Annotated in this window: 13 protein-coding genes; 11 read left to right on the forward strand and 2 right to left on the reverse strand. The window is 31.3% G+C overall.

All coding sequences use genetic code 11. The annotated features are described in order from the left end of the window. Positions 1-307 precede the first annotated feature (307 nt). The 4 genes from hglS (at position 308) to C7448_RS08095 (ending at position 5,769) form a co-directional block, all read left to right on the forward strand. The gene (gene hglS / locus C7448_RS08080; protein WP_115900856.1) at positions 308-1,738 is read left to right on the forward strand and encodes a 2-oxoadipate dioxygenase/decarboxylase HglS; all 1,431 of its coding nucleotides are present in this window, start codon (positions 308-310) and stop codon (positions 1,736-1,738) included. Positions 1,739-1,860: 122 nt separating this feature from the next. Next, positions 1,861-2,319, forward strand: a complete 459-nt coding sequence (locus C7448_RS08085; RefSeq protein WP_241210203.1) for an Lrp/AsnC family transcriptional regulator — start codon at positions 1,861-1,863, stop codon at positions 2,317-2,319. A gap of 36 nt (positions 2,320-2,355) precedes the next feature. Continuing rightward, entirely contained in the window at positions 2,356-5,253 is a 2,898-nt protein-coding gene (locus C7448_RS08090) for an FAD-binding and (Fe-S)-binding domain-containing protein (RefSeq protein ID WP_115900858.1), read from the forward strand. A gap of 63 nt (positions 5,254-5,316) precedes the next feature. Beyond that, complete coding sequence (locus C7448_RS08095) at positions 5,317-5,769, forward strand: hypothetical protein (protein ID WP_115900859.1); 453 nt, start codon at positions 5,317-5,319, stop codon at positions 5,767-5,769. Here the strand turns inward: C7448_RS08095 and ctlX are convergent. Further along, complete coding sequence (ctlX, locus tag C7448_RS08100; RefSeq protein WP_115900860.1) at positions 5,766-6,701, reverse strand: citrulline utilization hydrolase CtlX; 936 nt, start codon at positions 6,699-6,701, stop codon at positions 5,766-5,768. The genes C7448_RS08095 and ctlX overlap by 4 nt on opposite strands. Before the next feature lie 146 nt (positions 6,702-6,847). Between ctlX and C7448_RS08105 the strand changes: the two genes are divergently transcribed. Continuing rightward, positions 6,848-7,333: a DUF2938 domain-containing protein gene (locus C7448_RS08105; protein WP_115900861.1), complete on the forward strand. Its 486-nt coding sequence runs from the start codon at positions 6,848-6,850 to the stop codon at positions 7,331-7,333. Between the two features lie 91 nt (positions 7,334-7,424). Here the strand turns inward: C7448_RS08105 and C7448_RS08110 are convergent, their stop codons facing one another. Continuing rightward, entirely contained in the window at positions 7,425-8,468 is a 1,044-nt protein-coding gene (locus C7448_RS08110; protein WP_115900862.1) for a flavin-containing monooxygenase, read from the reverse strand. Positions 8,469-8,761: 293 nt separating this feature from the next. Here C7448_RS08110 and C7448_RS08115 point away from each other — a divergent pair, with 293 nt between their 5' ends. The 6 genes from C7448_RS08115 to C7448_RS08140 all read left to right on the forward strand — a co-directional run bounded on the left by C7448_RS08115 (position 8,762) and on the right by C7448_RS08140 (position 14,058). Then, entirely contained in the window at positions 8,762-9,490 is a 729-nt protein-coding gene (locus tag C7448_RS08115; protein ID WP_115900863.1) for a DUF4272 domain-containing protein, read from the forward strand. A gap of 67 nt (positions 9,491-9,557) precedes the next feature. Then, positions 9,558-10,136, forward strand: coding sequence for an Lcl C-terminal domain-containing protein (locus tag C7448_RS08120; protein ID WP_115900864.1), 579 nt, complete (start codon positions 9,558-9,560; stop codon positions 10,134-10,136). Positions 10,137-10,145: 9 nt separating this feature from the next. Further along, the gene (locus C7448_RS08125; protein ID WP_115900865.1) at positions 10,146-10,700 is read left to right on the forward strand and encodes a GNAT family N-acetyltransferase; all 555 of its coding nucleotides are present in this window, start codon (positions 10,146-10,148) and stop codon (positions 10,698-10,700) included. Positions 10,701-11,292: 592 nt separating this feature from the next. Beyond that, the gene (locus C7448_RS08130; protein ID WP_115900866.1) at positions 11,293-12,309 is read left to right on the forward strand and encodes a TQO small subunit DoxD; all 1,017 of its coding nucleotides are present in this window, start codon (positions 11,293-11,295) and stop codon (positions 12,307-12,309) included. A gap of 197 nt (positions 12,310-12,506) precedes the next feature. Further along, entirely contained in the window at positions 12,507-12,950 is a 444-nt protein-coding gene (locus C7448_RS08135) for a DUF6892 domain-containing protein (RefSeq protein ID WP_115900867.1), read from the forward strand. 46 nt (positions 12,951-12,996) lie between these two features. Continuing rightward, on the forward strand, positions 12,997-14,058 hold the full coding sequence (locus C7448_RS08140; RefSeq protein WP_115900868.1) for a DUF4303 domain-containing protein: 1,062 nt from the start codon (positions 12,997-12,999) through the stop codon (positions 14,056-14,058). Positions 14,059-14,068 lie beyond the last annotated feature (10 nt).

Consider the following 14,068-nt stretch of genomic DNA (forward strand, 5'->3'; position numbering starts at 1 on the left):
ATAATGAAACACTTACAAATAAAATTTTAACAAAAAAATATAATTATAGAACAAAACTTATCGTTACCAACACATCATAATTGAGAACAAAAAAACTCTGAAATATTTTACTAAGGTTCATATATTGAAACAAAGTCAAATTGACTTTTAAAAAACATTTTTTTAGTAAAAAAATGTCTTTTTGGTTTTAAAAAACATACATAAAAAATAAAATAGACTCAAAACAAACACCAATAAAACATAATTCACTTTTATGAGTGCTAAAAAAAATTAAATTCATTTATTTTGTAGCAAATCTTAATAAACTATGTCATCAAAAAATAAACTAGAAAGTTTTACTAATACAACTGAAGAATTTGTCTCTCCAGAGTACATTCGTAACCGCTTCTCTAAAATTATGTCTGATATGTACAAGAAAGAGGTACCACTTTATGGTGAACTACTTGATTTGGTTCATGACATTAATGAAAGTGTTCTTTCAGAGTCTAAAGAAATTGAAAAACAGCTAGCACATACTGGAGAATTAACTCGACTGGATATGGAACGCCACGGAGCAATTCGTTTAGGTAAGCCCTATGAGCTATTTACAATGAGACGTCTATTTAAGGTTATGGGAATGTATTCTGTTGGTTACTATGACTTAGCCACAGCAGGTGTTCCTGTTCATTCTACGGCGTTTAGAGCTATTGAAAACACGACTCTTAATCAAGCTCCTTTCAGAGTTTTTACCTCTTTATTACGTATAGATTTAATTGATGATGTTCAGCTTCGTAACAATGTTCAAACTATTTTAGAAAAACGTCAAATTTTTACAGAAAAAGTTTTACAACTCATTGATAAATCTGAAAAAGAAGGAGGTTTAAATAAAGAAGATGCCGAAACCTTTGTTCAAGAAGCTTTAGAAACTTTTCGTTGGCACGATACTGCTACCGTAGATTATGAAATGTACGAAGCTTTACTAAACCAACACAGATTAATTGCTGATGTAGTTGCCTTCAAAGGACCTCACATCAATCACCTAACTCCTAGAACTTTAGATATCGATAAGGTTCAAGTAAGTATGGAGGATCGTAATATCCCACCAAAAGATAATATAGAAGGACCTCCTACAAGAAAATGTCCTATTCTACTACGTCAAACAAGTTTTAAAGCATTGACCGAAAAAGTAACTTTTAAAAATAATGTTGAAAAAGAAGAAATAGGCGAACACAAAGCTCGTTTTGGTGAGATTGAACAACGTGGTGCAGCATTAACTCAAAAAGGGCTTGACCTGTATCATGAGCTGTTAGGTAAAACACGTAAAGCTATTGGTGGATCACCAACTGCCGAAAATGCCTTAAAATACAATGAATTATTGACAGAAAATTTTAAAGTTTTTCCTGATAACTACAAAGAATTACAATTAAAAGAGTTAGCTTATTTCCATTACTTTACCACCAATAAAATAAAAACTTTATCTAAAGATAAAGTGTATACAAAAGCAGATGTAAACCAATTATTAGAGGATGGTTATTTAAGCATGGAACCGATAGTCTACGAAGACTTCTTACCTGTAAGTGCAGCAGGAATTTTTGCTTCAAACTTAGGAACAGATGATGCTAAACGTGAATATCAAGGTACTTCTAATCAATTATTATTTGAAAAAGATTTAGGTGAACCTGTTTATAAGTTAACAAAATGGTATGAAGATATGCAAAATGAAAGCATACAAAACTGCTTGTCAGTAATAAATGCTTAATCATAAAATCGAATATTGAAAAAGTGTAGCCGTATATTTGCATTATCGGCTACACTTTTTTCGTTAAAAACGATTGTTTATCTTGTAGCTTATATTAAGTTTATTCTAACAAAATTATTCTTTTGGAAAATCAATTTGATTATATAGACAAACAAATACTTTCAAAATTACGTTTAGACGCTCGTAAAGCCTATTCGCAAATTGCGGAAGAATTAAAAGTTTCCAACTCCTTAATTCATCAGCGCATTAAAAAGCTAACCGCTGAAGGTGTTATTAAAAATGCTGAGTTTGTTTTAGAAGAAAAGAACCTAGGTTATAAAACCAAATCATACACAGGTATTCGATTACGTGAAGCTCGCTTTGCTAAAGAAGTAATGCATGAGTTGGAAAAAATACCAGAAATAACCGAATGTAACTTTGTTTCTGGCTACTACGCTATTTTTATTTTAATCTTTGCTAGAGACAATGAACATTTACAAAAAATACTATACGATAACGTACATTTGATTAAAGGAGTGGCAGGAACCGATACTTTTATATGTTTCGATACTTGTTTTAAACGTCACATTCCAATAGAATAATTTAACAATACAACACCTTTCTAGGTTATTATATAAATGATACAGACAGCGCAACTAGAAACGTTCAAAAAATCATTAACTGGCAAATTATTTTTTGACGACCTACATAAAAACATTTATGCTACCGATGCTTCGGTATACCGTAAAATCCCATTAGCAGTTGCTTACCCTAAGAATATACAGGATATTCAGCTACTAATTAATTTTGCTACTGAAAATAATATCACCTTAATTCCGCGTACTGCGGGAACTTCGTTAGCTGGACAATGTGTAGGAGATGGTATTGTGGTAGACGTTTCTAAACACTTTACCAACATATTGGCTTTTGATGAAATTAACAAAACCATTACGGTAGAACCAGGAATTATTCGTGACGATTTAAACCGCTTCCTTAAACCATTCGGATTGTTTTTTGGTCCAAATACCTCAACCTCTAACCGTTGTATGATTGGCGGAATGGTAGGTAACAACTCTTCAGGCAGTACTTCTATTCGTTACGGAGTTACTCGTGATAAAGTAATTGCTATTCAAGGTTTACTAAGTGATGGTAGTGAAGTTACTTTTTCTGAAATTACTTCAGCTGAATTCAATCAAAAGAAAATAGAAAATTCGTTAGAAGGAAATATCTATCGTGCTATTTATACAGAGCTTTCTCAAGAAGCTATCCAGCAAGAAATAAAAAAAGAATTTCCAAAGGAAAGTATTCACCGAAGAAATACAGGATATGCTGTTGATGAGTTTTTAACTTCCAATTTATTTGGCGGGACAGAACCAACCATCAATCCCGCAAAGTTCTTATCTGGTAGTGAAGGAACCTTAGTCTTTTCAACGGCAATTACTATTCAACTAGACGACTTACCTCCTACACAAAGTATTATGGTATGTCCGCATTTTACCAGTATAAACGAAAGTTTAAAAGCTACCGTTATCACCATGAAACACACGCTTTATGCTTGTGAATTAATGGATAAGGTAATTTTAGACTGTACCAAAAATAATCGTGAACAAGCAAAGAATCGCTTCTTTTTACAAGGCGACCCTGAAGCAGTGTTAATGTTAGAAGTTTCTGCCAATACTATTGAAGAAGCAGAGGTACTAGCCGACAAACTTATTGAAGATTTAAAAACGTACAACTTCGGATACCACTATCCAAAAGTGTATGGTGAAGACATCACAAAAGTACATCAATTACGAAAAGCTGGTTTAGGTTTACTGGGGAACATCATTGGAGACGATAAAGCGGTGGCTTGTATTGAAGATACTGCCGTGGCCTTAGAAGATTTACCCACCTATATTGAGGAATTTACTAAAATTATGGACAAGTACCAGCAAAGAGCGGTGTATTACGCACACGCAGGAGCTGGTGAACTACACTTACGTCCTATTTTAAATTTAAAGAAAAAGGAAGATGTTGTACTGTTTAGAAAAATAACTACCGAAACTGCTGAATTAGTTAAGAAGTATCAAGGGTCGTTTAGTGGTGAACATGGTGACGGTATTGTACGTGCAGAGTTTATTCCGCTGATGATTGGTGATAAAAACTATCAATTGCTGCGAAGAATAAAAAAGGCATTTGACCCAAAGAATGTATTCAACAAAGGAAAAATTACGGATGCTTTTCCGATGGATCAAAGCTTACGTTATGAAATTGATAGAAGTGAACTTATTATTGAAACTATTCAAGATTTTTCAGATAGTGAAGGTATTTTAAAGTTGGCTGAAAAATGTAACGGTTCAGGTGATTGTCGTAAGTCTCCTGAAGCTGGCGGTACTTTGTGTCCTAGTTATCGAGCAACTCGAAACGAAAAAGAAACTACTCGTGCTAGAGCCAATACATTACGTGAAGTTTTAACTAACAATACTGCTAAAAATAAGTTTAATTCAAAAGAATTAAAACAAGTTTTAGATTTGTGTTTAAGCTGTAAAGCTTGTGCTAGCGAATGTCCGAGTAACGTAGATATTGCTTCGATGAAAGCAGAGTTTTTATATCAATACCAAGAAACAAATGGGTATTCTTTCCGAAGTAAATTGTTTGCTAACAATTCTAAATATAACAAACTAGGTAGTAAGTTCCCTGTACTAACAAATTTCTTTACCAACACCACCCTAGCTAAAAAAGTGATGGGAGTTGCTACAGAACGTTCCGTTCCTAAATTAGCTAAACAACCATTGAGTGCTTGGTTGAAAAAACACAATACTAAACCTACCAATAAAACGGTATATCTATTCAACGATGAATTTACCAACTATTACGATGCTGAAATAGGTAAAGATGCTGTGGTTGTATTAGAAAAACTTGGATATGAAGTAAAAACTGTGGATCATGAAGAAAGCGGACGTAGTTACATTTCCAAAGGTTTTTTAAAAGAAGCTAAAGAGATTGCAAATAAAAATGTGAACACTTTTAAAGAATTGATTTCTGAAGAAACTCCTCTTATTGGAATTGAACCTTCAGCTATTTTAACCTTTAGAGACGAATACTTACGTTTAGCGGATGATAAAGTAGTAACCAAAAAACTTTCTGAAAACTGTTTTACTATTGAAGAGTTTTTAGCCTCAGAGCATAAAAAAGGAACTATTGATACAGCTAAATTTAGTAATACCGTAAAAGAACTTAAAATACACGGACATTGTCATCAAAAAGCCTTGTCAAGCACACATGCTTCCTTTTCAGTTTTAAATATCCCTAAGAATTACAAAGTAACTATTATGAATACTGGTTGTTGTGGTATGGCTGGTTCTTTTGGGTATGAAAAAGAACATTATAAAGTAAGTATGCAAGTGGGTGAAGATACGTTGTTTCCTAAGATTAGAAACTGTTCAACCAGTACAGAAATAGTAGCCGCTGGCACGAGTTGTCGTCATCAAATTTATGACGGAACAAAACGTTTAGCAAAACACCCTGTAACAATTTTAAAAGAAGCTTTACTATAAATAATTGATTTTCATATCTTTATTTTGTACTTTTAAGACGATTAACTCTTAAAATGTACTATTATGGCGAACAATAAAATCATCTTTAACAATGCGCTGCTTATTTTTGCAGGTATTGTTAGCTTTTTTTTAGTTATGAAAATTTTTGGATTAGAAGATATTTCCGAACTACGTTTTTTAAACTTTGCTTTCGTTCTTTATGGTATTAATAGAGCTATAAAAACCAATATCGTTAAAAACCACGAATCATTATATTTTACTAATTTTTTATTAGGAATAGGAACTTCTATAATTGCTGTAGCTTTAACCATTTTAGGGTTAATTATATATGTAGATTTTATTGATCCTGATTTTATGAAAATACTTGAACAGTCTTCTTTTTGGGGTCAGAATTTAAGTTTACCACTAGTTGTATTTGCTTTAGCTATTGAAGGGATTGCTTCTTCAGTTATCTGTTCTTTTATTTTAATGCAGTATTATAAAAACTATAAAGTTTCTAATACTATGGTTGCTTAGGCTTTTGGTAAAAAAACTTCAGCTATCATACAGCGAGCACTTCCTCCACCACAGTTTTCTATAATTTCTAGAGAACTGTGTAATATTTTGCAATACTTTTCTATAGCTTTAATTTGATTTGGATTTAATGAATTAAAAGCAGAAGAACTCATTACCAAGTAACGTTCGTCATTCGTTCCTTTAACTTGTAGCATATTTCCTGCAAATTGTGTTACTTGCTTTTCTGATATAGCAATAACTTCTTTTCCGTCCGACTTTAAATGCTTTAATAAGTTTTTATTTTCTTTTTTATCATCTATCGAATCTAAACATACCACCGCAAAAGTTTCTGCGACACACATCATTACGTTTGTATGATAAATAGCTTCTCTCCTACCCTCAACTGTTTGGTTTGCTGTAAAAATTACAGGAGTATATTCAAAATCTTCACAAAATTCTATAAACAACTCTTCTTCGGCACGTGGAGACAAGGTACAATAGGCTTTTCTATTGTATCTATCTAAAATCATACTCCCAGTTCCTTCTAAAAAAACTTCTTCCTCTTCTGCTTCCGAATAGTCTACAACATTTTCTATTACAAAATCTTTTTCTTCTAATATCTCTAACACATCTTCTCTACGCTCTAAGCGTCTATTTTCTGCAAACATCGGGTAGATAGCTACATCACCATTTTCATGAAAAGAAATCCAGTTATTCGGAAACAATGCATCGGGTGTGTTTGGTTCCTTAGCATCTTCAATAACTACTACAGTAACTCCAACAGCTTGTAATTTTTTCACAAAAGCATCAAACTCTTCTTGTGCCTTGGCATTTATTGATGCAGGTAACATTCCTGACAATTCTTGCTGGTAATAATTATTTACTGCTGTTTGCTCATTCATCCTAAAACTTGCAGGACGAACCATTACTATGGTATTTGTTGTTTGTTCCATATTGCGAATGTAATAAGTTTTTTTAGTTTGTATTTGCAACCAGAATAGTTTAAAAGCAACTAAATTTTATTAATTTATCCTATTATATTTCTGTTTTGTCCTATCACACTTAACTACACTCACTATATTTTTGTTTAAAAAAAAACATGAGCAGTTTGTTTCAAACAATTTTAGTAGGCATTGGAGCTACAATAACTATGGATGTGTATTCTTTTATTTTAAATGCTTTTGGCATTAAAACTCTTAATTATAAATTTCTTGGTCGTTGGATTGGGCATTTTTTTAATGGTAAATTTTCTCACCACACAATATTTACCGCTCCTTCCATAAAACACGAACACATAATTGGTTGGGTTGCACATTACGCCATTGGTATCACTTTTGCTTTATTCTTAGTCCTTTTTTTTGGCAAAAAATGGCTTGAAAACCCTACGTTTTCACCAGCTTTAATTATAGGAATTATAACTGTTATAGCTCCTTTCTTTTTTATGCAACCTGCATTTGGATTAGGAATTGCTGCTTCTAACACTCCTCATCCTATTAAAGCTCAAATAATGAGTTTAATAACACATGCTGTATTTGGGTTTGGATTGTTTTTAAGTGCTAAAATTTTAAGTATCTTAGTTAAGTAATCAAGCTTATTAGATATAACATTTTATCTCTTATACAACAAAGCCACTAATAATTCATAGTATTAGTGGCTTTGCTTTTATGTACAAAAATTTATTTTTTTCTAATTATATCAGCTAAATAGCTAGCGTCTTTTGACACACCTCCTAAAGTAGCAGAACCACGTGTATGCATCCAAGGTAAACCTATAAAATACAATCCTTCAATATTACTCACCCCTCTATAGTTTTTGGGGTAGTTATCTGAATCTAACTCCAAGCCTTCTATCCACTTAAAATTAGGACGGTACCCTGTTGCCCAAATAATATTTTTTATGGAAGTTACTTTTTTGTTTTCAAAAACAACTTCGTTATCTAAAGCATCTTTAGTTCTTCCTACTGTAATTACATTTTCTCGAGATAAAATTTCTTTTACATCAGTACCAATTACAGGTTGTAATGATGTACTTATTTTTTTGCCTATCCAGCTGTATTTACTAAACCTTAAAAACCCGATTAACGTAAACCACCACCACAGGGTTTTACCTAAAAATTGTTGTGGTAAAGTTTTCACCTTAGTATCCCCTGAAAAATAAACCTTCTTTGAGTTTTTATATTTAGAAACCTCATCTAAAATTTGATAGCCAGAATCTCCTCCTCCAACAACTAACACATCCCCTTCTTGCAACTGTTCACTATTTTTATAATAATTACTATGCATTTGCAATATATCATCAGATAATTTGGTGTGACAAGGTGGTGTATACGGTATATGAAATGGACCTGTTGCTATAATTACATTCTTTGCTACAATTTCTCCTTCATTATAGATGATATGAAACCCTTTTACCGTTTTTTTTACAGAGGTTACTAACGTATTCAATTGTACAGGAATGTCAAACTTCTTTACATACGATTTAAAATAATTACTAACCTCATATTTAGTCGGATAATGACCTTTAGGTGCTTTAAATTTTAAACCTGGTAAATGATTATATTCGGTTGGTGTAAATAATTTTAAAGAATCCCATCTATTTAACCAAGAGGCTCCTACTTCTTCTTCTCCGTCTACTACTATAAAGCTTTTTTCCATCTTTTTTAAGTGGTAAGCCATGGATAAACCTGCTTGTGCACCACCAATAATCACAAAATCTAACATCTAAAATCATTTTCATTAAGAGCTCAAATATAGATACTTTAAACAAGCACATCAAACTTTTCTCGGAACTGGAAATTTCCTTGAAATTAATAGAGCTGTCATTTACAATATATTAAACTCATTACAAGCAAAATAACTTAAACTTTGTTTATATGATAAAAGCATGTTATCAAATAGTTTCGATTCATTAAAACAGTAGTAACATAAAGTTCTTATCAGTCTTTACTATATTTTAACAAATTTCATAACAATACCTATTATTATTATAAATACTTTCACCAAAAAAACAAACTATGGGATGGTTTAACACCAAAAAAACTTCAAAGAATAATACTCCAAAACCTCAAACAACTCAAAAAGACTCTTCAATAGTTAGATCTCAATCGATTACTATTTGTCTTGACGCTGGATTTCATCCTGCAAGTTCTCTCCCTACAATCAGAGAAACAAAGTTAAGACCTGCTGACGAAATTGCAGGAAGACTTCACGCTATAAAAGCTCTTGTTTTATGGCTTATGGTATCTTCAGAAAACTTACCTGACGAAAAAATCATTAACTTCATTAATCAAAATAAACTTCTTGGTTACATGACCCCAAAGGAAAAAGAAATACTTGATACTTCTAGAAATGATATCGAATTAAGAAATTCTATTGGTTGGAAATTTGAAAACGCATGGCCACTTGCATGGTATTTTGGTTATGATGAACCTGAAATTTCTGGTCAGATGATGACAGGAGAGCAAATGCAAGAAATCTTAATAAATCATACATGCTCACTTGATACTTTAATTAGTGATTGGCTTCCTCAGCAACACACTCTAGAAGAAGAAAAATTGGTAGAAAAAGAAGATTTATTTTACTGCTTACATAATGCAGTAAGAAGTGCTCAACTAGGAAGAAACACTGCTCCTGATGGCTTCGACCCTATTGGAAATGGAGGAGTTATACATGAACGTAGACATTCGTTAACATGGATACTTTCTAACGGTACTGAATGGGAAGATACCGATCTTAGCACATAAACTTAAATAAAACAGGAAAAGTTAATTTATAGACTCATAAATTTGCAAAAATTGAAATTTTAAGAAAATGAGAATACTTATCCTTGCTGTTTTACTACTTAACTTTTCTTCATGTAAGAACACTAAAAAAGAAAATAACGAACCTAAAAAGAAACCTAAAGTAAAAATAGAAAAAATTACTCCTAAGAATAATCAAAAGACTATCGATTCTACTTTAATTGTATTGGATTCTACCACAAACTTAATTTGGATGAAAAAAGATTTTAGCGTTATTGAAAAAAGATTTTTAAATAAGTGGGAAGAGGTTTTTGAATGGGAAGAAAAAATGAACTCTATTAATTATGCTGGATTCAACAATTGGAGAGTTCCGAACATAAAAGAATATCGATCTATTAATAAGAACAAAAAAGATAGAGCTAACTATAAACAACATTTTATTGAAATTGACTCTACTTCCTTCTGGGGAAATGGAGCCTATGCTTTTTGGAGCTCTACAACACCTAATAAAAATACCGCTAGCTACATTAGTTTTAAAGAAGGGTTTGCTGTATCTGGAAACAGAGAGAAAATTATAACCTATATAAAAAATCATAAAGGAAAATCCTTAGGTATGAGTGTTAGACTGGTTAGAGGTAAAATTAATTAAAAATTCACAATGATTATTAGAAGAGCTACTACTAAGGATGTTAAAGAAATTGCTACCTGTATGATGCTAGCAATGGAAGAGATTGTTTATAAATTTATTGGAGAAAACTCTACAAAAAAAGCTCTTCACTTTTTAGAATCATTAATTATTCAAAAAAACAACCAATATTCTTATGAAAACTGCTGGGTCATAGAAGATAACAATAAAGTTATTACTGCAGCAAACGTATATAATGGTGCAGATTTAGAAAAGCTTAGAATACCAGTTGCTTTATTAATGAAAACTATGTTTAACCAAAAGTTAGTATACGAAAAAGAAACACAGTCTGGAGAATACTACATTGATTGTATTGGCGTAAACCCTAATTACCAAGGTAAAGGTATCGGTTCTAAAATGCTTCAGTTTTTAATTGATGAATATGTTCGTAAAAAGAATGAAACATTAGGTCTTTTAGTTGATAAAAACAATCCTAATGCTAAAAAATTGTATTTAAAACTAGGCTTTAAAGTTGTTGGTAAAAAGACTTTAGTTGATAAAGAAATGGAACATTTACAAATACAGTAACTTTATTAAGAAAACTATAACACACAACACTCCGTTTATTTTATAAGTTTACAATGTGAGAAAACACAACAAAATATCAAAAACCTCTTCCCTATTTCCTATAGTAGGGCTAGTATTTTTATTACTATTTTCTCCCTGTAAGGTTAGAAACTTTATACAAGCGGAACTTAATGTTCCACTTACAGAGGTTTCAAGCAAAAGTCAAACAACTACTAGCAACTTAAGCTGCTATAGTAGTAAAATTGTAGATGAGTCGCTAATACAAGTATCATCATCAGTTAAAGTGCTCCAACTGTTTTTTGTAAGAACTTTTAACTTTTCTGTTCAGTTTATTGAAAACATACCTAACGAAACAGTATCCAATTACAAAAAAAAGAGGTTTCTTACACCTTCAGTTCCTCTTTATATTTTATTTAAAAACTTTAAGGTTTATCTTTAACCCTACTTTCCACTTAATAGTTTTACTTTAATAAAAAGTAGAACTTAACAATCACAAGTAAAACAATAACAACCTACATAAACAATACTTATGTAGCTCATGGCTATGCTTTAAGTTTAAAATAGCTGGCCTCACTTAACTTAAATAAAAACAATGATTAACAACAATATAAAAAATGATTCTGGACTTTTAGTTCTTGCTATACGATTGGTTATTGGCTGGACATATTTTTCTGCCTTTTGGAGAAGAACAATTTTAGCTAATAAACTTGATCCTGAAGTAGCAGGGTATATTGGAGAGAAATTCAACCACTTTCTCCCAAACGCTTTAGGCATTAAACCACTTATTCAATATTTAGTAGAAAATCCTGACATCTTATGGTTAAACATGGTAATATTCACCATTATTGAAGGGATTGTAGGCCTATTCATCATATTTGGTTTATTTACCAGAATAATGAGTATAGGTGTGTTTGGGTTAGCAATGGGAATTCTCCTTGGCTCTGGTTGGATAGGCACAACATGTCTTGACGAATGGCAAATTGGTGTACTAGGGATTGCAACAGGTTATGTACTTTTTTTAACAGGTAGCGGTAAATATTCAATAGACAACTACTTTATAAAAAACAATTTTTCCTTTACTAAAAAGAAATGGTTTGCATGGTTAGGGTCAGGTGTTATACCAATTAAGAACCATATTTTTCCAAGGTTTGTTTTAATAGGATCCTTAGCTATTTTAGGAATGACCTTATTCACTAACCAAGTATTTCATGGCGGAGTTTGGGGAACACTTCATAACAAATCAGTAAAACCTAAATTAGAAATAACAGCAGGTAAAATTAGTAACGATATACTTTCTTTTGACCTTTTTAGAACAGAGGGTGTTGATGTTTATGGTTCTTGGGTTATCTCTGTTGAATTATCAAACCAACAAAACAATACTGTTATTCAGTATTCTCAAAAAGACTTAGCCTCTTTAGCTAATCAAAACATCTCAAATTACTATGTTGCTAAAATAAAACCAGGCAAACATAGTTTGGTTATTCCTTTAGGAGCTAAAGCTAAAATGATTTTCAAAAATCAAGCTTTTTCAAATCTTTCTAACGGAACATATACATTGAAAATAACTGATATTAGTGGTGCTTTTTGGACACATCAAATAACTAAATAGACCTAAAACGCAATAGTGATAAAAAAAACACTATTGCGTTTCTTTCAAAACTTCAATCATCACTCATAAACCAACCTTATATTTTTTTTAACAAATTTTGTATCGATTGCCTTTGCTTTTATAAATAATTTCACCCAAAAAAGCTATTAAGTGTTTTCTACACTTAGCCTCTTACTAATAAAAACACAAAGTAGACTATGAGTAATCAATTAAATTTCAAAGAATTAAACTTTAAACTAGCTATAATTAATGAATTAATGTACGTTCAAGAAGTATTAGAGCCTAAATTAGATGTGTACGAATTTATAGCAAAACAACGAAACTTATCCGATTCAGAAGCTTATGATGTTATTGAAGAAGAAGGTTACGAAATTATTCCTGAAGTATTAGAATATTTTAAAAACTTAAAAATCACTTCGGAAATGGTTACCAATATTAAAGAACTACACATGGATGGTGGTGATGAAATCTATGGGCAAATTATTCCTTTTTGGGATGGTGAAGATGATGTATTTAGCGTAAACTCTGTTGTTGATGCTAAATTACTTCCTAACTTAAAAAGTATTTCTCTTCTTTATAGCGAGAATGACTCGCTTTTAGAAGAATTTCAAGAAAAAGGAATTGAAGCAGATTGGCTCTAATATATAATTTTATTACGAATAACACTTAACTATTCACTTCGTCAACATGAATGTAACTGAAAAAGAATTATCTTTTAAGCTTGCTAAAGCTACTGAAAAGACATATACCGATTTCAAAAATAATTTTCCAGATGAAAACTTTTTCTCTTTTGCTCTATACACAACAGATGATGCTTCATCTATTTGTATTTGTGCAAACTCTACACAAAGCCACCTTCAACGACTAAAGGATTATAAATCTGAAATCAACACTTCTATGGATGAGTATTTACGTTGGAGCCCTTTTGAATGGATTCACATAGACAGTAGCCATCTAAAAGAGATATACCCTATAATGAATCTTATGGAAGAGCAACTAGACTTTTATAGATATTGTGATATTGTGATGCAAGCTATGCAAAATGCTCTAAAGATATTGGATCAGAAATTCTTCTTTGGTAAAGGTAACGAAAGAAATAACATTACACTATTTACCACTATTGTTGACTCAAAAAGAGCAGAAGTAATCGAAGAAGAATCTTCTAAATACCTGAACCCTAAAAAAGTTCATGAACAGTTTTTAAATAGATACGAAATCACAATTCATGAAGAAGAACATGAAGAAGAAAGAAAAATAGCGATAAAAAAAAGTATCTCTAATCTTTCTACCAACGATGAAATCATTTACTGGTTAAATGAATACAATAAGATAGCTAATTCTGAAAAATCAGTAATTACCGATAAAGGATTTGATGAATATTTACTATTAGATTTTCTTAGAAGTTTTGATAAAGAAGGGACTCTTCCTATTCTAAATTATATAGATACAGTTTTAGAAAAAGAAGACAGACGTTTTGATACCTTTAGGTTTCATTTACTCAAAATAGTTAAAAATTCAACTAATAATAATAAAATAGTACATAATACACTTGTTAAACTTTTAGCAAAATCTTGCGCTATAAATTCTTCTAAGAAAAACTGGCAAACTACTCCCTTTCACATAGCCAATTGTCTTTTTAATCTTTTTAAAGACTACCCTAAACCAAATATGCAGGGTAATAACGCTCTAAAATCTTATCAAAAATTTTTAGATATCAGTACTCAAAAATTAGCAAACGAAACAAACTAAAATTGTAATA

Origin of the sequence: Tenacibaculum gallaicum (assembly GCF_003387615.1) — a bacterium.
Classification (GTDB): domain Bacteria; phylum Bacteroidota; class Bacteroidia; order Flavobacteriales; family Flavobacteriaceae; genus Polaribacter; species Polaribacter gallaicus.